Source organism: Caballeronia sp. RCC_10, assembly GCF_041360715.1.
In the GTDB taxonomy this organism is placed as follows: domain Bacteria; phylum Pseudomonadota; class Gammaproteobacteria; order Burkholderiales; family Burkholderiaceae; genus Caballeronia; species Caballeronia grimmiae.
This window is the reverse complement of sequence record NZ_JBFUPT010000001.1, coordinates 936,555-959,950: the sequence shown is the minus strand read 5'-3', so window position 1 is coordinate 959,950 and position 23,396 is coordinate 936,555. Positions and strand designations below refer to the sequence as shown.

Genomic DNA, 23,396 nt, shown 5'->3' with positions numbered 1-23,396 from the left:
GTAATACCGTAGTTGTATGTGTCTTCAGTTCGTCATCGCGGTGAGGCCGTCGCTGATGCACGAGGGGAGATGCGTCATATCCTTCGAGCCGAGGAATTGTCCCCATCCTTGCACCGCTGCCATCAGTTGCTCCGCGTCGCTCATGAAGCGGTTTCTAAATCGGGCGAGGCGGATTAGCGCGCTCGGCGGCAGGTCAAGTGTGACAACCCGCCTCATCCAGTCGTTGGCTTCTAGGTCAGATGGCACGGCATTCGGGTCAATCGTCAAGCGGCTGGATGATGTCAACGGTGCGACGGCGCTCGCGAGCGCGCAGACGGCGCCCTCCCGATGTATTTCAGGGCAGACTGGAACCAAGTAGTCGGACCGATTATCGTCGCCCGCAGGCGCGACTGACTGCCCTTCATTTCGCCCGGTGCTCATCGCGAATACCAGAAGGTTCGGCGGGCGTGCCGCACCCTGCAGGACGGTCCTAAACGACGCGAGCCATAGTCGATACGGTGCAGCATCGATATCGCGAATGCAGAGGATGTGAGGGCTATCTGGAGCGCCCAAGGCGGCCTGCCACGCATGCGCGAACGCGGTCGGCGCCTGGGTGCCCGGGGCACGCCAGAGGTCGTCGAGGCCAATCGTACTGGGGTCCAGAGGCATCGTCCGATAACTTCCCCCTGAGACGCAACTCGCGTATGCCTGAAGGGCAAGTTCAGACTGCGGACCGCACAGCAAAACCAGCTCGCCAGACCGCGCGAAGATGTCAATCAGTCGGAGCGCTTCTTCCTCGACCCCATGACGCTTGGACTCCTGGCTGATGCGCATGGTCAGCGCGTCATATCCGATTTCGGCAGGACCGTCGCTCGCTACGCTGTTTGCCCAAGGCGGTAGTGCGGATGGGAGAAGCGACGGACCATGGTAACCATGCTCCGTCAGCATGTCTTCGAGTCGTTCGGCGACGAAGGACAACGCGGGGCGGGTTTGAAAAGGGCTTTGAGCGAGGCTAGTTCGCAATTCCGCGGCAACCGAGCGCAAACCGTCTGAAATCGCGCTCTGTTGCGTCTGGATGTCGACTCGTCGTTTCTCAAGGTCGTCGAGGTCTGTCGAAGCGTGAGCGCGACGCTCCTCCAGCTTCAGTACTTCTTCCTGCAGTGCGTCGAGCTGACGCTGCGACGCGGCAAGGGACGCCTCCGCTTCCAGTCTCACCTGACGTTCGATGACCGGGCGTGCCTCGTCGGCAGCGCGACGGCGCGCCAGTTCGACCTCGGCCTCGACCTTTTCTTTGGTGCCCTTGAGGCCCAAAATCAGTGAGCTTAGTTGTTCCGATGCTGCCAGCCGCGTTTCGAGTATTGGCCAGTCTGCTTGCAGCCGCTCCATGTCGAGCAGGATGTCATTGTCTTGCCCTGGCATCAGGTCGGCCTGTCGAAGCGCGCGCGAGATGTACTTGACCGCATCTTTCGATGGACGTGCGTAAGGGGTGTCACCAACGTTCTGCATGAATTTGCGGAAGCGCTCGATGACGCGCTCGACAAAGTCCTGGTCACTACACCAGTTCACCGTTCTCACGACAGGCCCATGCGGAACGTCTTGCGCCGGCATCACGCGCAATCCATAAAACTCCAGCGACGATTTCCAGCCCTTGGGCATCTCTTTCAACTGCACGGGCCGGGTGAGGCTGCCGCTCCTCCAAAGACCGTCCGGATTCCGGGTAAGCGCGATATCACAGAAAAGGTCACCGGGTAAGAGGATGACGGTCGTCACGGTACTGAATTCGACGGCGAGGTCCACCCCTTGATTGAAGAGCCTGCGTCGCGCCGTTTCTAGTGAAATGGAGGACAAGTCGACGATAGGGGTTGCCCGTACAATGTCCTCAGCGAGCAAGAGGTCGGGGCCGTTCATGTCACGCCGTTCGTTCGGACGCTGTGTGAACGTCCACAAGCTATCCATGGGCGCGTTGAGCAAGGGGCGTGTCGAAAACACTCGCCCTTGCGTAGGAAACAGCTCGAGCGGATTCTCGATTTTTTTCCACTGCCCCGCGATTCGCACGGCGAGAGGCTCCATCCGCGCCCAACTCGCTTCGTTTCGGATGACTTTTCCTAAAAACAGCTCATCGTCCATTGCAACCTCATGACTCTCGTTATTTTTCATCGCTGCCCGGCGGTGGGCAACGTCAGGTTCTCGGCACGAAACAAGTTCCGGTTCCGTAGCCATCCGATTGACTCGGCAGAAAGGCGGCTCGCTGTCGGCTCCAGAGTGGAGGTTTGCTGAACGAACCCATGGCCGAATACCGTACGTATCAACGTGACGCAGTCAGACGTCGTCTCGTACACATACGTCCAGCGCCCATCCAGCCATGCGGGACCCGGGCTTCGGCATGCCGACAGCATGGCGAGTTTCGCTAACGGCTCAACGAGGTGGCCGTCTGCGCTATTGCGAAAGAGGCGCGAACCATCCCAGCTGAACATCGCGATTCGTGCACGTCGATGCGCTTCACTAATGGCCGACGCCCTCGACGTGGTCACGTATCGGTTCGGGTCGGCCCCGACGACGACGTAAAGGTCATCTCGGTCACCTCGTTCGCGGCGGAAGCGTTCAAGGCTGACCAAGCCCGTCTGTGGGATATCCGGGTTTCTGAATCCACCCGCTTTCCAGTTCCATTTCGCGACTCGTTTATGGCGGGACTCGTCGACATGCTCCTGCGACCAGCAGTGGGGTGCGGCTGCGGGAACGCAGATGCGTCGTTCGTCAACCGACCATCCGAGCTCCCGCGCCATTTCGCGCAGCCCTCGTCCCGTCGCGAGCTGCATGCTCGCGGTGTACTCGCTGGGACCGGGCCGCTCCGTCACGGTGCAGCCGGCTGCTCGAGCGGTTTCCTGGAACCGGCGCCGGATGTTCGCAGAAGCGCTGCCGACAAGGAGGAGTCCTGCTACCCCGCTTGCATTTCGGACGACGACGAGAGAGGGCGGGGTCAACCACCACCGGCGAGCCCGCCATCGAAGGTTGGACGTTGTGCGGAGCCAGCCACACTCCATGAGTCCGCGCAAAACGTCCCAGACGGAGGGGCCATCCTCGCCGAGCACAGCGCGCATCGTGAGCACGAGGTCCTGTTCGGACCAGCCAGTACGTCCGCCCGCATAAATGGCTTCCATCAAGTCCTGGAATCGTGCTGACCGCTCGCTGTCGATGACACGGTGCTCATCGATGACGTCCGTGAGTAGAGGTGACCGGGACGCGGAATGAACGCCAGCCTCCTCGTGGCTGTACCAGGTGGTCTCGTCGATGTCGCCGAGTCTCGCGTGCTCCAGCGCGTCGGGGAAGAAGGTGACCGACCGCTCGATGGCGAGGGGCTCCGTTGCCGGAATAATGTCTTCGTCCAGACGGAACTTGTACGCGCCCTTGAGCGGTGTGGGCGCTACCATTGAAAAAAGGCTGGCGGTTTCTCGATTGAGCTCGCATCTCGAGCCGTCGTCCTCCGCTGGTCGCACCGTCAAAACGCCGGGTCCCAAAATCCCAATGTGAGGAAGTAGCGATTCACGGCCGAGATATCCAGAACCACTCCTGTGTCCGCCGACAAGCGCGATGGCCGCCGAGGTTGGACCTGGTGTTCCGATGCCCAAGCCCATGTATTGGTACAGGGAGCGACAGTCTCGGGCAGGAATGGGTGCCGTCAGTAGCCAGTTCTCTCCGACCGGCTCGGCGTCGACCCCCCAATGACGTGCGACATCCCGATTTTGCTTCGACAAAAGCAGAAGACAACGGACGGGGTCGGGTGGCTGGAGCAGGGCCGTTTGCCATACGCCAAACCGGGCTTCGACGAACGGGATACAACCCCGTTCAATCGCCAAGACGAGCGCTTCGCTTGCATGGTTTCCGCTCTTGGCGATGGCCCACTCGGGAGCTTGCGCGAGCACCTGGTCCGGGAAACCTTCGAGAACACCAAGCTGCTCGCTGTTGCCTTTCCGGTCAGTCACGACGCAGCGAAGTTCCGCGTCGTCTAGTGTTGCCCCAAAGGTGAGTTCGAGGCGTGGGACGAGACCCCGCTCGGATGGCGGTGAGCGATGTTCTTTCAACAAACCGGTCAGGGCCATCCAGAAACGATGCAAACCCAGCAATGAAGCTTTTTTCAAATAGAGTTGCTGGTATTCTGCACTTGCCCGGCGAATCGCAGGTGAAAAGCTGACGTCGTTTTCGACGATGGGGCAGAGCAGTCTGGCCGCGTCGGCGGGCCCGTCGATTGACCGGTGTTCGGCTCGGCGGTCCAACAGTTGCCGCAGTCGCCGCAAATCGCGCCAACTCGGAAAAGCAATGGCATTGGTGATGCCCAGGTGTTTGCCAGTACCGGGTGGCGGAAGTGTCACCTTGCGAATCGGCAAACCAGCGGCATGAGCCTCGTTACACCAGTTCGCCAAGCGGTGCCAGAGCCCAGGCAACGCGGAACGGTTGTTGAATGGACTCTGAGTCCCGAACACCCGAGCGAGATTCTCGCCGAACTCCCTCGTGATGTCATTGCTGTCGGCCGTTGCGACGATGGCGCATGTCATCACGAGGTATCGCAAGAAACCCGGCAATCCGGGTGCAGGCTTGAACGGCACAACGCCATAGACGAGCGCGTCATTCATCGCAGCGTGGCCGCCGCAGGCACCCGCCAAGAGCCGGAGCGGGTCCTCGTCTTGCGCAATGCCTAGGGCTTTGCGCAATTGAGCTGTCGAGGCATCGATGTAACTCAGCGTGCCAGCGCCGAACGGTCCGTCGGAGCGGAGATAGTGCGCTGTGAGAGCGGCTTCGACGCGGAGCTGGTCAGCCGCCAATAACGGACTCGCTGCTGGAGCAAGCACCTTGTGACCCTTTTAATCTCTATGCCTTGGTTTGCGCTCGTCCGGGCTTTGCCGAGCGCCTTTTCTTAGTATGAATGTAACAGATTGTTACCTTGTCAGGTGTGACTAATTGTGCCGCAGCAGGGCCGCTTCTAAACGAATGCGTATTCGGGCTGTAAGTGGGGCGCCTACCTCTAAAGAGGCTTTTTTTGAAGGTTTCGAAGGAACTTGCTTAAATTCAGAAAACTCTTTTTAAAACCTTTAGCGAGACGGTTTATACCAAATTGCGAGTTCGCACGAGATTAGTTCCGGCCGCGTGGGCGGCCGGCCTCCGCAAGCAACGAATCGACATTGTCGAGCTTCGGAATGGAATTAGACACGAGCCGCGTAAGGCAGGTGGCCCAGTGTCAGGTTCGGGAAGTCGAGCCGTTCCATCGCGGGAACGAGCAACTCGAACGGCAGGCGTTTGATACCGGCTTCCTTTCGTCCATAGCGGCTGTCAGGCGCATGCCCGATGAGCTCTTCGATGACCTGAGCGCTGATGCCGGACAGCTCGCCAAAGGCTTGAAACGTATGGCGGAAGCTGTGAAAAACCAGGGCGGGGTCCATGATGCCGACGATGGTCCGGAGATATTCATTGAACCAATTCGAAAACACCGCGCCGCGTTTGTCGTACTGGTTGACCGCCAGGTCAGGGAAGAGCCATTCCGCGTGACCGGCCGCGCGGCAACCGTCAACGTAGTCGAGCCAGCCCAGTCCGAGCAGGTTGCGGTGAATCGGGACGTAGCGCATCACAGCACGCGTGCCGGTGCGATTCTCGCGCTTACTGTCATGCAAGTGAAAACACCACACGCCATCCCGTTGCACGACATCAGCGGCGGTGAGTCGGCACACGTCCTCGACGCGCGCGCCAGCATGCAGCCCAATCAGCGGCACCCAGTAGGCGGCATCGCCGCCGCCTTTTTTGGGGCGGTGGCCGCGCGTGTACACCGGCGAGCTAAAAATCTTCTGGAGCTCGTCCACGGTGAACGCCGTGCGCACGGTTTTCCGGTGCACCTGCACGACCTTGTCGGCGTATTTCATCCCTTTGAAGGGATTCACCACCAGGGCAGTCAGCTTCTTGGCAATGGCGTGACTGACAAGTGGGGAGAGCAGCGACAGAATCGTGTTGACGCGGCTGTGCTCGAGCTTGTCGCTCGTCAGGCAGAGCACTTTGAAGTTCTCGATATGGTCGGCGGTCAGGACAGACAAGGGTACGTCGCCCACATGAGCTTTGAAGCGCTCAATTTGTCGTTCGACGTCGTCGACGGTCTTCTGCGCCGGTTGCCGAGCAGCCTTCCAGCCGACCAGTGCGGCTTCCCAGGTGTCGTCCTGGTCGACGAGTGGAATGAGCTCCGGCGTCGGCTTGACCGCGCCCTTGAGACGCCGCAGTTCTTCGTCGACGACTGCGAGCTGCGCGTCGGCAATCGCCATCAGCAGTTCGGTGAAGACAGGGGAGCCGGCCGGCGCCCAGGCCCGCTCCCACGTGAGGTGCTCCTCGACCGATTCGCGCACCGACGACAGGTCGTTGGCCGCCCGGGCGCGCCGCAGTTGTTTGCGCGCCGCTTGGAGAACAGTCTCATGGGCCTCGTCGTCATAGCGGGTCCCATCGGGTTCAACGGCGGGTGCATCGTCAAACAGCGTCGGGCGGAACTCATCGTCGTTGCTCAACGCATTCGCTTTGAAGCGCTCAACCAGGCGCGGAATGTGCAACGCGACGAGGCGGGTCGTGCCAGGCGGCTGGATAGTCGGGTGGTACGGATGCGGCTCGTCTTCGGTGGCGGCGCGCAGGCCATGCGGCAGCCACGTCTTTACTTGCGCTGCCGCGACGGCGGCAGCACGGGCCGGCGCCACCAGGCACTCGTATTCAAGCGCCGCTGCCGCAAGCCGGGAGACGGCCAGTTCCTTGATAGGCGTTTCGAGACTCAGCCAGAAGTCGCTTCGCTTCAGATGCGAACGAAGCGGAACGGGAATCTTGCGACGGAAGTAATAGTTCGACGAGTCGGCGCGGGTGGTGAGGTAAGGGTGCTTCATTGGGGTGTGCTCCACTTGAGAAGGTAACAGTGGCGTGTAGCACCTGACTTGCGAAAACCGGCCGCATCTAAAATTTAGGCGCGTAACGCACCATTTCTGGCGCATTTCCGGCATTCGACGACAAAAAAGCCGCTGTCCTTGGGGGAGCAGCGGCTTTTTCTTGCAACTGGTGGCGAATCAGGGACTCGAACCCCGGACCTGCGGATTATGATTCCGTCGCTCTAACCAACTGAGCTAATTCGCCGAAAGAGACGAGATTATGGTGGGGCACGAAACGTCTGTCAACCCCCTTGCACGTAATTTCTTAACTCGCACGCGCAAGGGGGAGGGGAGGCGAAGCTCAGTCCTCGTGATAGACATTCGACTTGCGCGTGTCCTTCACGAACAGCATGCCGATCACGAACGTCCCGAGCGCGATCACGATGGGATACCACAGCCCCGAATAGATATCGCCCTTGGCCGCGACTATCGCGAACGCGGTGGCCGGCAGAAAGCCGCCGAACCAGCCATTGCCGATGTGATACGGCAGCGACATCGACGTATAGCGAATCCGCGCCGGGAACATCTCCACGAGCATCGCGGCAATCGGACCGTAGACCATCGTCACGAAGATCACGAGGATCGTGAGGATGACGATCGCCATCGGCCAGTTGATGAGCGCCGGATCGGCCTTCGCCGGATAGCCCGCGCTCTTCAGCGTGCCCGCCAGCGTCTTGTCGAACGTGGCGCCTTGCGCCTTCGCGTCGGCTGCCCGGCCGTCGTACGTATTCACCACCGTCTCGCCGACCTTGATCTGCGCAAGCGTCCCCGCCGGCGCAGCCACGTTCTGATAGTTGAGACCGGCCTTGGAAAGCGCGCCCTTCGCGATATCGCACGAACTCGTGAACTTCGTGGTGCCCACCGGATTGAACTGGAACGAGCACTCGTCCGGATTCGCGATCACGACGATCGGCGACTTCTGCGTCGCAGTTTCGAGCGTGGGGTTCGTGTAATGGGCAAGCGCCTTGAACAGCGGGAAGAAGGACAGCGCGGCGATGAGACACCCGGCCATGATGATCGGCTTGCGCCCGATGCGATCCGACAGCGACCCGAAGAACACGAAGAACGGCGTGCCGATCAGAAGCGCCACGGCCACCATGATGTTCGCGCTGGTGCCGTCGACCTTGAGCGTCTGCGTGAGGAAAAACAGCGAATAGAACTGGCCCGTATACCAGACGACCGCCTGACCCGCCGTCAGACCGAACAGCGCGAGCAACACGATCTTCAGGTTCTTCCACTCGCCGAACGCTTCCTTGAGCGGCGCCTTCGACGTCTTGCCTTCCGCCTTGATGCGCTCGAACACCGGCGATTCGTGCAGCTTCATGCGAATCCACACCGACACCGCGAGCAGCAGAATCGACACGAGGAACGGAATGCGCCACGCCCACGCGCCGAACTGCTCTTCGCCGGTGATCGTGCGCACCGCCAGAATGACCACGAGCGAGATGAAGAGGCCGAGCGTCGCGGTCGTCTGAATCCACGCCGTCCACGCGCCGCGCTTGTTCGATGGCGCGTGCTCCGCCACGTAAGTCGCCGCGCCGCCGTACTCGCCGCCGAGCGCGAGACCCTGCAGCAGCCGCATCGCGATGAAGATGATAGGAGCCGCGATGCCTATCGTCGCGTAACCGGGCAGGAAGCCGATCAGGAACGTCGACAGACCCATGATGACGATCGTCACGAGGAACGTGTACTTGCGGCCAACCATGTCGCCGAGCCGCCCGAACACGATCGCGCCGAACGGGCGCACCGCGAACCCGGCCGCGAAGCCGAGCAGCGTGAAGATGAAGCCGGCTGTCGGATTGACGCCCGAGAAGAACGTCTTGCTGATGTAGATCGCCAGCGACCCGGCGAGATAGAAGTCGTACCACTCGAACACGGTCCCGAGCGACGAGGCGAAGATGACCTTCTTCTCCTCCGCCGTCATCGGTGCGTGCGAAACACGCCCTTCGATCGTAGCCATGAATCGTCTCCTGTTGTTTGCGTGTGTATTCGATTCCATCCGAAGCGCACGGGCAGCGCCGTGCAAAGATTATTGGAACCAAAACTTACGGCGTTCTGACGCGGAGAGGCGGCGCCCGGAGAGGCGAGGAAACAGTCAATTCGCTCTGATCCGCGTGCAAGCGGCGGCGATCTTCTGTCAAGCACCTGACTTCACGCGCGAAAAGCGAAATCGCACGACCGTTGCGCTCAGGGTTTGTCCCTGGCAGGAAAAACCCGCTGTAGGCTCACGCGGATGAGCGTGCCGGCGAGCCGCGGCGCTTCCTGATACACGTGATCCTCGATAGCCAGCGTGCCGCCGTGCATCGTCGCGATCTCCTTGACGATCGCAAGACCCAGTCCACTGCCGTCGCCCTCGCGTCCGAGAATGCGATAAAAGCGCTCGAAGACGCGCTCGCGTTCAGCGGGCGGAATGCCGAGCCCCGTGTCTTCCACTTCGAGATGCACGAGATCCAGTTCGTGATCGTCGGTCCGAACGCGCACGGTGATGCGTCCGCCCGGCGGCGTGTAGCGGATCGCGTTGTCGATGAGATTCGACAGCATCTCCCGCAGCATCACGACGTTGCCTTGCACATCGACCGGAAACGGCGGTTCCTCGAATCCGATATCCATGCGCCTCGCGAGCGCCGCCTGCACCCAGTCGCGCACCGCGGCGCGGGCGAGCGCGGTCAGTTCGACGCGCGAGAAGATTTGCCCCGTCGCGCGATTCTCCGCGCGCGCGAGCGCCAGCAATTGCGTGACGAGCCGCGCCGCGTGCTCCGAACTCGTCGCGATCTGTTCGAGCGAGCGCTGCACTTCCGTCGATACATCCTGCCGCAGCGCAAATTCCGCCTGCATGCGCAACCCGGCCAGCGGCGTTTTCATCTGATGGGCGGCATCGGCGATAAAGCGCTTCTGAAACTCCATGTTCTGCTCGAGCCGCGTCAGCAGGTCGTTGAACGACGCGACGAGCGGCGCAATCTCCGGGGGCGCGCGGCCCGCTTCGAGCGGCGAGAGATCGTCGGGGCGGCGCGTGCGCATGTTGGACTGCAGCGCGTGCAGCGGCGCCAGTCCGCGCGAGAGCCCGAACCACACGAGCACGATCGCGAGCGGAAGGATCACGAACTGCGGAAGAATCACGCCCTTGATGATGTCGTTGGCGAGCTGGCTGCGCTTGTCGAGCGTCTCGGCGACCTGCACGAGCACCGGCTGCCGGCTTTCCGGATCGCGTCCCGACGCGAGGCCGGGCAGATCGACGGTCGTGTACGCGACGCGGATGTCGTTGCCGCGCAGCACGTCGTCGCGAAATTCGACGATGCCCGGCTGCGGCCGGTCGTCCTCGTGCGGCAGCGGCATGTCGCGGTCGCCGCCGACGAGTTCACCGCGCGTGCCGAGCACCTGAAAGAACACGCTGTCGACGTTGTCGGCGCGCAGGAAATCGCGCGTGGCGTCGGGCAGCCGCAATTCCGCGACGCCGTTGACCGGCTGGATCTGGCGGGCGAGCACATAGGCATCGGCTTCGAGCGCGCGGTCGAACGGACCGTTGGCGATCGACTTCGCGACCAGATACGTCACCGCGATGCTCATCGGCCAGAGAAGCAGAAGCGGTGCGAGCATCCAGTCGAGAATCTCGCCGAAGAGCGAGCGCGGGTGCGCCTCGTTGCCGGGCTCGAGCTCGTCGGGCGGGGCGAACGGATTGGCGTAGCGCGCGTCGCGCAGGGCGTCGGAATCGGCGGCGGTCGCGTCGATAGCCGCCGGCGAAGGCTGGCGCGGCGCTTCGCCTGCGCGTTCGGTGGAGGCGGGCGACGCCATGCGCGGCTTACTTATAGTGTTGGCTGGCAGCAGCCGGATCGGCCGCCGCCTTTGCATCGGGCGCGCTCGCGGCTTTTTCGAGCGTGTAGCCGAGTCCGCGCACCGTGATGATCCGCGCGCCGCTCGGCTCGATCTTTTTGCGCAGGCGATGCACGTAGACCTCGATCGCGTTGTTGCTGACTTCTTCGCCCCACTCGCAAAGATGATTGACGAGCTGCTCCTTCGACACGAGCCGGCCGATGCGCTGGAGCAGCACTTCGAGCACGCCGAGCTCGCGCGCCGACAGATCGATCACCTGATCCGCGATATGCGCGATGCGTCCGACCTGATCGAACGACAGCGATCCGTGCCTGACGACCGTCGGTCCGCCGCCCGCGCCGCGCCGCGTGAGCGCCCGCACGCGCGCTTCCAGTTCGTTGAGCGCGAAGGGCTTCGCCATATAGTCGTCCGCGCCGAGATCGAGGCCCTTCACGCGCTCGTCGACGCTGTCGGCGGCGGTCAGGATCAGGACCGGCATCTGCGAATTGCGCGCGCGCAGGCGGCGCAGCACTTCGAGACCGGGCATCAGCGGCAGGCCCAGATCGAGGATGAGCAGGTCGAAAGATTGCAGGGAAAGCGCGGTGTCCGCCTCGACGCCATGCTTCACATGGTCAACGGCGTATCCCGATTGGCGGAGTGATCGGACGAGCCCGTCCGCGAGTATGCTGTCGTCTTCGGCAATGAGGATTCGCATCGTCGGGGCCTGATGCGCGGGGCGCATCGCATTGCCGGCACCGCATTTCGCCCGGCGCGGCGGTCTCCAGGGTGTTATGCGGTTTTTGCACGGTTCGCTCGACGTGGAAAAACACCACGCCGCACGATCGGGCTTGCAAAAACTACTGTTTTTTTATACAGTGTCTGCGTTAGTGCAAAAGCGGGGCGAAGTATCGCTACGAGCCTGCGCGCACGCGTCTCAGACGCCGTTCATCATAGCAAAGGACGATTCATGGAAGAAAGCAAGAAAGGCCCGGCTGGAATGACTGCGGAAAAGAGCAAGGCGCTGGCCGCCGCGCTGTCGCAGATCGAAAAGCAATTCGGCAAAGGGTCGATCATGCGGCTCGGCGCAGGCGAGGCGGTCGAAGACATTCAGGTGGTCTCCACCGGCTCGCTCGGACTGGACATCGCGCTCGGCGTCGGCGGCTTGCCGCGTGGCCGCGTGGTGGAAATCTACGGTCCGGAATCGTCGGGCAAGACCACGCTCACGCTGCAAGTGATCGCCGAGATGCAGAAGGTCGGCGGCACGGCCGCGTTCATCGACGCGGAACACGCGCTCGACGTGCAATACGCGCAGAAGCTCGGCGTGAACATTCAGGAACTGCTGATCTCGCAGCCGGATACGGGCGAGCAAGCGCTGGAAATCGCGGATGCGCTCGTGCGCTCCGGCTCCATCGACATGATCGTCATCGACTCGGTCGCGGCGCTCGTGCCGAAGGCGGAAATCGAAGGCGAAATGGGCGATTCGCTGCCCGGCCTGCAAGCGCGTCTGATGTCGCAGGCGCTGCGTAAGCTTACCGGCACCATCAAGCGCACGAACTGCCTCGTGATCTTCATCAACCAGATCCGCATGAAGATCGGCGTGATGTTCGGCAACCCCGAAACCACCACGGGCGGTAACGCGCTGAAGTTCTATTCGTCGGTGCGCCTCGACATTCGCCGTATCGGTTCCATCAAGAAGAACGACGAAGTGATCGGCAACGAAACCCGCGTGAAGGTGGTGAAGAACAAGGTTTCGCCGCCGTTCCGCGAAGCCATCTTCGACATTCTGTACGGCGAAGGCATTTCGCGTCAGGGCGAGATCATCGACCTGGGCGTGCAGGCCAAGCTGGTCGACAAGGCGGGTGCTTGGTACAGCTACAAGGGCGATCGCATCGGACAGGGCAAGGACAACGCGCGCGAATTCCTGCGCGAGAATCCTGACATCGCGCGCGAGATCGAAAACAAGATCCGCGAATCGCTGGGCGTGGCTGCGCTGGCTGATGCCGTCGCCACGGGCGCAGCCGTGTCGGGCGACGAATAAGCGTCCGACCTGCCGCCGATGCTCAAGCGCCGGTTTGGATCGAAGGCTGGCAACGCTCAGATCGGGCGGGGTGGTGCTGGAAGTTCGAATCGCGCTGGCGAGAACGATGAAGCAAGCGGTGATCTGAAGAGCGATCGCTCTGCATACGCCGCAGGCGGTGTCGATCAGCCGGAGGACAGCGCCGAAGCCGTCGATCGCTACGAACGAAGCAGCGAGCGCGGCGGGGCATCGTCAAAGCGCGGCGGCTTCATGTCAGGCAAGAAAGCACGCGCCGGCGCGAAGTCATTCGCGTCGGCGCGTCGCGTTTCTGAGGCTGCGGACGAGCACGTTGCGGGTCCAAGCGCAGGCGCGATTGACCAGCGCAAGCAGTCCGGTTCGATCAACCGTGACGAGTTTTACGGTCAAAGCGCGGCATCGGCGACCCGCGAACAAGACGATCGAGGCGGTCATAACGATCACGCCTCGGCGCAACCCACGCAGCCCGATCGCGCTGCCCGCCTTCAGCAAGCGCGCTCGCTATTGCAGCAAGCCACCGCACAGGCGGTCAGCCTTCCGCCTCGCGGTCAGCCGACGGCGGTCAGCACCGGCCACTTCGACGATTCCTTCGAAGAGGCCGACCCCTTCGAACCATTCGAGCAGTGCGCGCCGTCTCGTGCGCCCGCAGTTGAGACGGGTTCCGTTAGTGAGCGTCCGATTCGGCGTCCACGTAAGGCACGCAGCGCAACTAATCGACCGTCACCGCAACGCTTCCCCGCCGGCGACGCATTCGAAGACTCCGAGCCGTTCGAACAATGTGCGCCGCAAGCAGAAGTGGAACTGGAGTCCGCGTACAGCCGCTCCAGCGAACGCCAGCGCAAGGTGCCCAACGCCAATAATCCCCGTCAGCCGCAACGCTCGCTCAAAGGGCGCGCGCTAGGCTACCTCTCGCGCCGCGAATATAGCCGCGCAGAGCTGTCGCGCAAACTACGGCCGTATGTCGAAGAAGCCGATTCCCTCGAAACGCTGCTCGACAGCCTCGAACGCGACGGCTGGCTGTCCAACGAGCGCTTCGTCGAAAGCGTCGTGCATCGCCGGGCGGCGCGCATGGGCGGCAGCCGCATCATCAATGAACTCAAGCGTCACGCGGTCGGCGACGCGCTCATCGGCGAAACAGCGGGAAAGCTCGCGGTAACCGAAACCGCCCGCGCCCAGGCGGTCTGGGAAAGAAAGTACGGCGTGTTGCCCGAGACGCCCGCCGAGCGCGCCAAGCAGGCGCGCTTCCTCGCGGCGCGCGGCTTTTCCGGCAGCACCATCGGCAAAATCCTGAAAGGCGGGGACGAAGACTGCGCCGACGAGTTCATCGACGACTAACAACGCGGCGATACAACGCCGCGACACGGCGCGGTGACCCACGCAGAAGGCCGTCTGACCGCCCGCAGCGATTCCTCAGGCCATCCGCAGCCCCAAATACTCGCTATGCTAAAATTCAACGGTTTCCCCGTTCCGGCTTTCGCCCCATGCCTCTTTCTCCGCCCGTTTCCCGACAGTTGCGCCATCGTCGCGCGATTCGGCTGGAAGCGTTCGAGCGGGATGACAAGCTATGGGACATCGAAGCCTGCCTAACCGATGAGAAGCCCCGCGACGTCCAGGTCGCGGCGGGCGTCCGGCCGAAAGGCCTGCCGATCCATGAACTCTGGCTGCGCATCACCATCGACCGCAAGCTCACCATCGTCGACGCCCAGGCGTCGTCCGACTGGGCGCCCTATGCCGGTCTCTGCGCCGAATCCAACTCGGCTTATCGCTCGCTCATCGGGCTCAATCTGTTGCGTAATTTCCGTCGCGAAGTCCGCGCCCGCCTGGGTGGCACGGCCGGCTGCACGCATCTCAGCGAGCTGTGCGCCGTCTTGCCGACCGCAGCCATGCAGGCGTTCTTCGGCGATGTCTGGTCCGACGACATGTCCGATCCCTTCGCCCCGGAAGACGCTCGCGCGGGCGCGCAACGGAAACGGCCGCCGTTCGAACTCGGCGGCTGCCACGCGCTGCGCTTCGACGGCCCCGCCGTGCGCGAATACTATCCGCAATGGTTCGGCTACGAGCCGTCCCGCCAAGGCAACGCATCCGACACGGAACAGGAAAGTCCGCAAACGTAGCGCGCTCGTCATTGCGAATCCGAGCGGCCGGTAATCAAACAACCATCCAGACAATTGCGATTCAGGCAATTCGAAATCGAAGTTCAATCCAACTCTCAGACTGAAGGAATCACGCATGAAGATTCACGAGTACCAGGGTAAGGAAATCCTGCGGAAGTTCGGCGTCGCGGTCCCGCGCGGCAAACCCGTGTTCTCGGTGGACGATGCGGTCAAGGCCGCGGAAGAGCTGGGCGGCCCGGTTTGGGTCGTTAAGGCGCAGATCCACGCCGGCGGCCGCGGTAAGGGCGGCGGCGTGAAGGTCGCGAAGTCGATCGAGCAGGTCCGCGAGTACGCGAACCAGATCCTCGGCATGCAGCTCGTCACGCACCAGACCGGCCCCGAAGGCCAGAAGGTGAACCGCCTGCTGATTGAAGAAGGCGCGGACATCAAGAAGGAACTGTATGTCGGCCTCGTGCTGGATCGCGTTTCGCAGAAGATTGTCGTGATGGCGTCGAGCGAAGGCGGCATGGACATCGAAGAAGTCGCGGAAAAGACGCCGGAACTGCTGCACAAGTTCGCCGTCGAGCCGTCGACCGGCCTGCAAGACGCAGACGCCGATGACCTCGCACGCAAGATCGGCATCCCCGACGCATCGATCCCGCAAGCGCGCGCGATCCTGCAAGGCCTCTACAAGGCGTTCTACGAAACCGACGCATCGCTCGCGGAAATCAACCCGCTGATCGTGACCGGCGACGGCAAGGTGATCGCGCTCGACGCCAAGTTCAACTTCGATTCGAACGCGCTCTTCCGTCATCCGGAAATCGTCGCGTATCGCGATCTGGACGAAGAAGATCCGGCTGAAGTGGAAGCATCGAAGTTCGACCTCGCGTACATCTCGCTGGACGGCAATATCGGCTGTCTCGTGAACGGCGCGGGCCTCGCAATGGCGACGATGGACACCATCAAGCTCTTCGGCGGCGAGCCGGCGAACTTCCTGGACGTCGGCGGCGGTGCGACGACCGAGAAGGTCACGGAAGCCTTCAAGCTGATGCTGAAGAACCCGAACCTGAAGGCGATCCTCGTCAACATCTTCGGCGGCATCATGCGTTGCGACGTGATCGCGGAAGGCGTGATCGTGGCGTCGAAGGCGGTGGACCTGAAGGTGCCGCTCGTCGTGCGCATGAAGGGCACGAACGAAGACCTCGGCAAGAAGATGCTGGCGGACTCCGGCCTGCCGATCATCTCCGCCGACAGCATGGAAGAAGCTGCGCAGAAGGTCGTCGCTGCAGCCGAAGGCAAGTAAGCGCATCTGCGTGCCTGCCTAAAAGAGCGTTCCACCAGATACGAATGGCGGCGCCGGCCTCGAGCCTGAGCGACGCCAGACGAACAGAGGTCACTACATGTCGATTCTGATCAACAAAGACACGAAGGTCATCACGCAGGGCATCACCGGCAAGACCGGCCAGTTCCATACGCGCGCTTGCCGCGAATACGCGAACGGGCGCGAAGCGTTCGTCGCGGGCGTGAACCCCAAGCGCGCCGGCGAAGACTTCGAAGGCATCCCCATCTACGCGTCCGTCAAGGAAGCGAAGTCCGAAACCGGCGCAACGGTTTCGGTGATCTACGTGCCGCCCGCGGGCGCTGCCGCGGCGATCTGGGAAGCGGTCGAAGCCGATCTGGATCTCGCCATCTGCATCACGGAAGGCATTCCGGTCCGCGACATGCTCGAAATCAAGGACCGCATGCGCCGCGAGAACCGCAAGACGCTGCTGCTCGGACCGAACTGCCCCGGCACGATCACGCCGGATGAGCTGAAGATCGGCATCATGCCGGGTCACATCCACAGGAAGGGCCGCATCGGCGTCGTGTCGCGTTCGGGCACGCTGACGTATGAAGCGGTCGGCCAACTGACGGCGCTCGGCCTCGGCCAGTCGTCGGCGGTGGGTATCGGCGGCGATCCGATCAACGGCCTGAAGCACATCGACGTGATGAAGATGTTCAACGACGATCCGGAAACGGACGCCGTCATCATGATCGGCGAGATCGGCGGTCCGGACGAAGCGAACGCCGCTCACTGGATCAAGGACAACATGAAGAAGCCGGTCGTCGGCTTCATCGCGGGCGTGACGGCGCCTCCGGGCAAGCGCATGGGCCACGCAGGCGCGCTGATCTCGGGCGGTGCGGACACGGCGGACGCCAAGCTCGAAATCATGGACGCGTGCGGCATCAAGGTCACGAAGAACCCGTCGGAAATGGGCCGTCTGTTGAAGTCGGTGATCTAAGGGAAGATCGGCAAAAGCCGTCAGGGTTTGGTACTCTTACTGAATCCTTTCGTCATCGCCGGATAGAAAGCGGGGGAGCGTCGGCTTCCCCGTTTTTTTTTCGATCACCGTTTCGCCTTGCCATGCTCGAATTTTTCTCCACGCTTCATTGGGGCGCTGTCGTTCAGATCATCGTCATCGATATTCTTCTCGGTGGCGATAACGCCGTCGTCATCGCGCTCGCGTGCCGCGATTTGCCCGTCATGCAGCGCAAGCGGGGCATCGTGCTCGGCACGCTCGGCGCGATCCTGCTGCGCGTCGCGCTGATTGCGTTTGCCGTCGTCCTCCTCGACGTGCCGTTTCTCAAGTTCGTCGGCGGACTGTTGCTGCTGTGGATCGGCGTCAAGCTGATGCAGCCGGGCCACGACAAGCATCACATCAGCTCGTCCGACAAGCTCTGGGCGGCGGTGAAGACGATCATCGTCGCCGATGCCGTGATGAGCCTCGACAACGTGATCGCGATTGCTGGCGCGGCGGAGGCGGCCGATCCGCAGCATCGCCTGACGCTCGTGATTTTCGGGCTGGTCGTGAGCATTCCGCTCATCGTGTGGGGCAGCACGCTGGTGCTCAAGCTGCTGGACCGCTTTCCCGTCGTCGTGTTGCTGGGCGCGGGGCTGCTCGGGTGGATCGCGGGCGGGCTCATCATCGACGATCCGTTTATCGACCGCTGGCCGGCACTGAATACGGACGCGGTCGGCTACGCGGCGCGGCTTGGCGGCGCGCTCGTCGTCATCGCGGCGGGCTGGCTGATGAAGCGCCGCACGCTGGCGCAGGGAAAGGGCGTCGTGGCCGATACCTGATCGCGTAACGTTGGCCGAATGGCCGACTGTCGCCGCACTGACTGTCTCAATAGGATGAAAGCGTCCGGTCTGCTCACGCAGCCGGCGCTTTTTGTCTTTTTGGGAGCAGCAATGACGAGCATGGTTTTGGACGTGAAGAGCCCGCGCGAACGGCGCGGATGGAACGAGTGGATCAGGCGGGCGGCATCGTCGGCGCATGGTTTCACGCTGATCGAGTTGATGATCGTGCTGGCGATCGTGGGCGTCGTCGCGGCTTACGCGATTCCCGCGTATCAGGACTATCTGGCGCGCAGTCGCGTGGGCGAAGGATTGTCGCTCGCGGCATCGGCGCGTCTCGCGGTCGCAGAGAACGCGGCGAGCGGGGCGGATCTGGCGAGCGGCCATGCATCGCCGCCCGCGACGCGCAACGTGGAGTCCATTCACGTCGACAGCAATACCGGGCAGATCACCATCGCCTATACGACGCGCGTTGCGCCGGCGGGATCGAACACGCTGGTGCTCGTGCCTTCCGCGCCCGATAACGCCGATACGCCGACGGCCCGCGTCGCCCTCGCGCGAGGGACGGTGCAGGCGGGCACGATCACGTGGGAGTGTTTCGCGGGCGGCAAGGCGGCGTCGTCGCTGCCGGCGCCGAGCGCGGGGCCGTCGCCGGTGGAAGCGCCGACGCTGCAAGGCAAGCTCGCGCCGCCTGAATGCCGCGCCTGAGCACGCGAGTGAGCGAGCCGAACGGCGAGCGCGGCGGCGTAGAAGGTTTCGCCGCCGCGCTTCACAGCGAGTTCGCGCAAAAGCGGGTGATTTCGTGGCATTTCCGGGCAGGCGGCGCACAGGGACGGCAAAGTTTTGTATAGTGCGCCGGTTCCCGACGTTCCCAGCCCCTCATGCCTTCCCAAACCACCTCGTACGCGCGCTATCTCTGCTTCGCCGTTCTGTGTGCCGCGCTGACGTTCCCGTTCGCCGTCGTCAGCCACACGTATCCGATTCCGACCTTCTACGCCGAGTACAGCGCGCTCGCACTTTATCTGGCGCTCGGCGCGGCGGTCGCCGTGCTCGTGACCGTGTCCGAGCCGCGCGTGCCGTTCGCGTCGCCGGTCGTGGCGCTGATGCCGCTGCTGTTCGGCCTGGTGCTCGTCGCGCAGACGGTGCTGCTGCCTGTCGCGCAGCCTTCGATGAACTGGCTCGGCGGCGCGTATTTGCTGGCGTCGTTCGTCGCGGTGCATACGGGCTTTGGGCTGGCGCGGGCGGGGCTGTCGGAGAAGGCGTTGCGGGTCGGCGCGGCGGCGTTGATCGTCGGCGGCCTGTTCGCGGTGTTCTGCCAGACCGTGCAGATGTTCCATGCGGAAGCGAAGTTCTCGCCTCTGATCGTCGCGTACAACGTGATGACCGAGCGGCGCATGTTCGGCAACATGGCGCAGGCGAATCACCTCGCGACCGTCATCGCGTTCGCGCTTGCCGGCGCGCTTTACTTCGTGCAGACGCGGCGCATGCCGGTCGCGGTGTGGCTTGCGCTGTCGGCGGTGTTTTCGTTCGGGCTTGCGCTGACGGTGTCGCGCGGGCCGTGGCTGCAAACGGCGGTGATCGTCGTGGCGGGATTGTGGATGGCGTTCGCGCAGGGTCGCTCGGCCGCAGCCGAAGACCTCGACGCGCCCGCACGCCGCAATCGACGCGACATGCGCGCGTGGATCATCCCGATCGCCCTTGGTGTGCTGTTCCTCTTGGTGAACGCGGGCGTGCGCTGGGCCAACGTGAGGTTCCAACTGGATCTGGCGCAATCGGCGGCGGAGCGCATGCAGGACGCGAACCAGATCGCGCCGCGCCTCGCGCTATGGAAGTACGGCTGGACGATGTTCACGACGCATCCGCTCCTGGGCGTCGGCTGGGGCGAGTTTCCGCGCTATCAGTTCGATCTCGTGCGCGATCTGGGCGGCGTCGAAATCGCGAACAACGCGCACGACATCTTCATCGACTTGCTGGCGAAGACGGGTCTGCTGGGCATGGGCGTGCTGGTCGCCGGCATCGTGCTGTGGCTGATCCGCGTGCTGCGCGCGCCGCATACGCCCGCGCGCATTTTCGGGCTCTCGCTGTTGGGCGTGCTGATGATGCATGCGCTCGTCGAGTACCCGCAGCAGTACATGTTCTTTCTGATGCCGGCGATGCTCGTCATCGGCTTGCTCGAAACGCGGCCGTTGCGGCTGGTCGCGCGTCCGCTGTCGTATGGCGTGTATGTGACGCTCGTCGCGGGCGGCCTGGTCGCGCTATATCCGACGATGCAGGATTATCACCGCGCCGAAGTGCTCTATTACGGCTCGCGGCCGGCGGAGCAGTATCGGGAAGATCCGTCGTTCCTGTTCGGCGCGTGGGGGCAATACGGCGCCGCGACGCTGCTGCCGATGAACGCGCAGAACATCGAAGCGAAGCTGGCCGCGCATCGGCAGGCGCTCGCGCTGCTGCCGGGGGAGACGGTGCTGCGGCGTTACGCGGTGCTGCAGGCGCTGGCCGGTCAGCGCGAGGAAGCGCTCGATACGATGGCGCGCCTCAAGATTTTCGCGACGCAGCTCAAGGACTGGCCGACGCAACTGGAAGCGGTGTACCGGTCGATCGATGAGATCGGCGCGCCGCTCGCTCCGTTCAAGGCGGAGTTGGGGAAGCTATATGGCAAGCCGGCGGGGGCGGTTCAGGACCCGGAGGAAGACGAGGACGACTGAGCGCGGGCTAGGCGCTCGCCACCCAATCCCCCGACTTCCCACCGTGCTTCTCCATGACCTTCACATTGGTGATGGTCATCCCGCGATCCACCGCCTTGCACATGTCGTAGATGGTGAGCAGCCCGACTTGCACGGCGGTGAGCGCTTCCATCTCTACGCCCGTGCGTCCGACGGTCTCGACCCGCACTTCGCAGTGAACGCCGGGCAAGCTCTCGTCGATGGAAAAGTCCACTGCAACGCGCGTCAGCGCAAGCGGATGACACAGCGGAATCAGATCTGCGGTGCGCTTCGCACCCTGGATCGCCGCGATGCGCGCCACGCCGAGCACGTCGCCTTTTTTCGCGCGGCCTTCGCGGATCAGCGCGAGCGTGCCGTCGAGCATCGCGATCGAGCCGCGCGCCACTGCAATGCGCCGCGTCTCGCCCTTGTCGCCGACATCGACCATGTGCGCCTCGCCGGCGGCATCGAAATGTGTGAGTCCGGACATCGCGTCCTCCTTTGAGCGGGCGCCTATCATACCAGCGTGATCCGGCGCGTTTTTCGCCGAAGTCTGCGGTTCGCCGGTCATGGCGCACTTGATACGATAAGCGTGTTCCCGTCATTCAGCCGGTCATGCACCTGAACCGTCCGAGCCGTGCGCTCATCCTCGCGTTGTGCCTGAGTCAGGCCGTGCCGTCCGTCGCCCTCGCGCAGACGGCGGCTTCGCCTGCCGGCGCGAGCGCCGCGCAGCCGCGAGGGGAAACGAGCGCACCCGGCGAGCCGCAGGTCGCGGACGGCGTCTTCGGCGTCTATGGCGGCGCGGAAAGCCGCTTCGCCAACCGGCCCGGCGCGATGGCCGGCCTGCGCGCGCCGCTTTCTTCGGTGCAACTTCCGGACCTCGGCGACGGCTCCGGCGGCACGCTTTCGCCGCAAGCCGAGCGCCGCGTCGGCGAGCGAATGATGCGCGAAGTGCGCTCCGATCCGGACTACCTCGACGACTGGCTGATGCGCGATTACCTCGATTCGATCGCGTCCAAACTGTCCGCCGCCGCAGCCACGCAGTATCTCGGCGGCTATCGGCCCGACTTCGAACTGTTCGCCGTCCGCGATCCGCAGATCAACGCGTTCTCGATGCCCGGCGGTTTCATCGGCGTGAACACGGGGCTCGTGTCCGCGACGCAGACCGAGTCCGAACTGGCGTCGGTCGTCGGGCACGAAATGGGACACGTGCTTCAGCGCCACATCGCGCGCATGCTCGGCACGCAAGAGAAAAGCAGCTATGCGGCGCTTGCCGCGATGCTCGCCGGCCTGCTCGCCGGAGTGATGACGCGCAGCGGCGACCTCGGCATGGGCATCGCGATGGGCGGGCAGGCGTTCGCCGTCGACAATCAACTGCGCTTCTCGCGCGCCGCCGAGCACGAGGCGGATCGCGTCGGCTTCCAGATGCTCGCCGCAGCCGGCTACGATCCCTACGCGATGACCGGGTTCTTCGGCCGGCTCGACCGCGCGGCGATGGCCGATAACGGCGTGCCGGCCTACGCGCGCACGCATCCGCTGACGATCGAGCGCATCGCCGACATGGAGGACCGTGCGCGCCGCGTGCCGTATCGCCAGCCGCGTCAGTCGCCGGAATACGCGTTCGTGCGCGCCCGCGCCCGGGTGCTGCAGGTCAGCTACGCAAGCGACTATCGCGAAGTCGCGAGCCGCCTGAAGTACGAAATCGACGATCAGACGGCGTTCAATCCAGCGGCCAACTGGTATGGCATCGCGCTCGCGCGTTCGCTGATGAGCGATTACGACGCCGCCAACGATGCGCTCGCGAAAGCGCGGCGGCTGTTCGAGGGCGAGCAGGCGAGCGAGGCGGCCGTGGCGATTGAAGCGCGTCGGGAACCGGCGCCGCCGGCGAGTGCGGGCGCCGCTGCCAGCGATGCGATCCCGCAGCAGCGCGAGCGCTTGACGGCGAAAAGCGTAGCCGGAGCGACGTCGCGGACTGCGGGCGTCGACGGTGCGCGAGCATCAACGGCGGCGAACACTGCGCGGGGCGACGTTGCGCCACGTCTTTTCAGCCTTGACGCTGCGAAAGCCGACCGCCCGGCGTCGGCCATCGGCGGAACGGCACAACCCGCGACGTTCCCCAGCCCGCTGTTCAGCAGCAGCGCGCACGGTGCCCTGAGCGCATCGTCCGCATTGCCCGCCGACACGCCCGCATCGCCGGACAGGAACGCCACGCTTCCGGCCGTGCACGTCACGGCGCAAACGTCGCGGCAAACTGCCCGCAGCACGCCAAGCCTCGACGTGCTCGCCGCCGATATCGCGCGTCGCGCGGGCCGGTATGACGACGCGATCCGGCTCGCGGAGATCGCGCAAACGCGCTGGCCCGCCTCGCACGCGGCCATCGACATTCATCTGCAGGCGTTGATCAGCGCACATCGCTATGCGCAAGCGCAGTCGCTCGCGCGCCGGCAGACGCAAGCCGAGCCCGCCCGCGCCGATTGGTGGCTGTATCTCGCGCAGGCGAGTGCGGGTCTCAACGATCCGTTGCGCCAGCACGAAGCGATGGCCGAGAAGTTCGCGCTCGACGGCGCCTGGCCTTCCGCGATCCGCCAGCTAAAGGAAGCACGCGATGTGAAAAGCGCGAGTTTCTACGATCTATCCACGATCTCCGCACGACTGCGCGACTTCGAGACGCGCTACAAGGAGGAGCGCGATCAGGATCAGAAAAGCTGA

General features: G+C 63.6%; 16 protein-coding genes and 1 tRNA gene. 9 read left to right on the top strand and 8 right to left on the bottom strand.

The features are described 5' to 3' along the window. Positions 1 to 24 precede the first annotated feature (24 nt). The 7 genes from AB6804_RS04490 to AB6804_RS04460 all read right to left on the bottom strand — a co-directional run bounded on the left by AB6804_RS04490 (position 25) and on the right by AB6804_RS04460 (position 11,436). Positions 25 to 2,106, bottom strand: a complete 2,082-nt coding sequence (locus AB6804_RS04490) for a hypothetical protein (protein ID WP_370885366.1) — start codon at positions 2,104 to 2,106, stop codon at positions 25 to 27. A gap of 26 nt (positions 2,107 to 2,132) precedes the next feature. Further along, positions 2,133 to 4,607 (bottom strand): hypothetical protein, encoded by a 2,475-nt coding sequence (locus AB6804_RS04485; RefSeq protein WP_370885365.1) that lies wholly within the window; start codon positions 4,605 to 4,607, stop codon positions 2,133 to 2,135. 567 nt (positions 4,608 to 5,174) lie between these two features. Beyond that, positions 5,175 to 6,875: a DUF6538 domain-containing protein gene (locus AB6804_RS04480; protein WP_370885364.1), complete on the bottom strand. Its 1,701-nt coding sequence runs from the start codon at positions 6,873 to 6,875 to the stop codon at positions 5,175 to 5,177. Between the two features lie 167 nt (positions 6,876 to 7,042). Next, positions 7,043 to 7,119, bottom strand: a tRNA-Met gene (locus tag AB6804_RS04475). 96 nt (positions 7,120 to 7,215) lie between these two features. Next, on the bottom strand, positions 7,216 to 8,874 hold the full coding sequence (locus AB6804_RS04470) for an MFS transporter (protein WP_035961362.1): 1,659 nt from the start codon (positions 8,872 to 8,874) through the stop codon (positions 7,216 to 7,218). A 227-nt stretch (positions 8,875 to 9,101) separates the two neighbouring features. Further along, entirely contained in the window at positions 9,102 to 10,703 is a 1,602-nt protein-coding gene (locus AB6804_RS04465) for a sensor histidine kinase (protein ID WP_244793434.1), read from the bottom strand. Between the two features lie 7 nt (positions 10,704 to 10,710). After that, the gene (locus AB6804_RS04460) at positions 10,711 to 11,436 is read right to left on the bottom strand and encodes a response regulator transcription factor (protein ID WP_035961360.1); all 726 of its coding nucleotides are present in this window, start codon (positions 11,434 to 11,436) and stop codon (positions 10,711 to 10,713) included. Between the two features lie 252 nt (positions 11,437 to 11,688). On the opposite strand from AB6804_RS04460, the gene recA reads away from it, so the two are divergent. The 8 genes from recA (at position 11,689) to AB6804_RS04420 (ending at position 20,690) form a co-directional block, all read left to right on the top strand. After that, a complete protein-coding gene (recA, locus tag AB6804_RS04455; RefSeq protein WP_280519408.1) occupies positions 11,689 to 12,759 on the top strand; it encodes a recombinase RecA in 1,071 nt (356 codons plus the stop codon). Positions 12,760 to 12,777: 18 nt separating this feature from the next. After that, positions 12,778 to 14,109, top strand: coding sequence for a recombination regulator RecX (recX, locus tag AB6804_RS04450; protein ID WP_370885363.1), 1,332 nt, complete (start codon positions 12,778 to 12,780; stop codon positions 14,107 to 14,109). Between the two features lie 146 nt (positions 14,110 to 14,255). Then, positions 14,256 to 14,888 (top strand): DUF2889 domain-containing protein, encoded by a 633-nt coding sequence (locus AB6804_RS04445; RefSeq protein ID WP_370885362.1) that lies wholly within the window; start codon positions 14,256 to 14,258, stop codon positions 14,886 to 14,888. A 100-nt stretch (positions 14,889 to 14,988) separates the two neighbouring features. Further along, positions 14,989 to 16,170: an ADP-forming succinate--CoA ligase subunit beta gene (sucC, locus tag AB6804_RS04440; protein WP_370885421.1), complete on the top strand. Its 1,182-nt coding sequence runs from the start codon at positions 14,989 to 14,991 to the stop codon at positions 16,168 to 16,170. Positions 16,171 to 16,267: 97 nt separating this feature from the next. Then, on the top strand, positions 16,268 to 17,149 hold the full coding sequence (gene sucD, locus AB6804_RS04435; protein WP_035961345.1) for a succinate--CoA ligase subunit alpha: 882 nt from the start codon (positions 16,268 to 16,270) through the stop codon (positions 17,147 to 17,149). A 122-nt stretch (positions 17,150 to 17,271) separates the two neighbouring features. After that, the gene (locus tag AB6804_RS04430) at positions 17,272 to 17,988 is read left to right on the top strand and encodes a TerC family protein (protein WP_370885361.1); all 717 of its coding nucleotides are present in this window, start codon (positions 17,272 to 17,274) and stop codon (positions 17,986 to 17,988) included. A 111-nt stretch (positions 17,989 to 18,099) separates the two neighbouring features. Further along, on the top strand, positions 18,100 to 18,693 hold the full coding sequence (locus AB6804_RS04425) for a pilin (RefSeq protein ID WP_370885360.1): 594 nt from the start codon (positions 18,100 to 18,102) through the stop codon (positions 18,691 to 18,693). Between the two features lie 173 nt (positions 18,694 to 18,866). Next, positions 18,867 to 20,690 (top strand): PglL family O-oligosaccharyltransferase, encoded by a 1,824-nt coding sequence (locus AB6804_RS04420; protein ID WP_370885359.1) that lies wholly within the window; start codon positions 18,867 to 18,869, stop codon positions 20,688 to 20,690. A gap of 7 nt (positions 20,691 to 20,697) precedes the next feature. Here AB6804_RS04420 and moaC read toward each other — a convergent pair whose 3' ends face one another. Then, positions 20,698 to 21,177: a cyclic pyranopterin monophosphate synthase MoaC gene (moaC, locus tag AB6804_RS04415; RefSeq protein ID WP_370885358.1), complete on the bottom strand. Its 480-nt coding sequence runs from the start codon at positions 21,175 to 21,177 to the stop codon at positions 20,698 to 20,700. A 125-nt stretch (positions 21,178 to 21,302) separates the two neighbouring features. On the opposite strand from moaC, the gene AB6804_RS04410 reads away from it, so the two are divergent. Further along, positions 21,303 to 23,396: a M48 family metalloprotease gene (locus AB6804_RS04410; RefSeq protein WP_370885357.1), complete on the top strand. Its 2,094-nt coding sequence runs from the start codon at positions 21,303 to 21,305 to the stop codon at positions 23,394 to 23,396.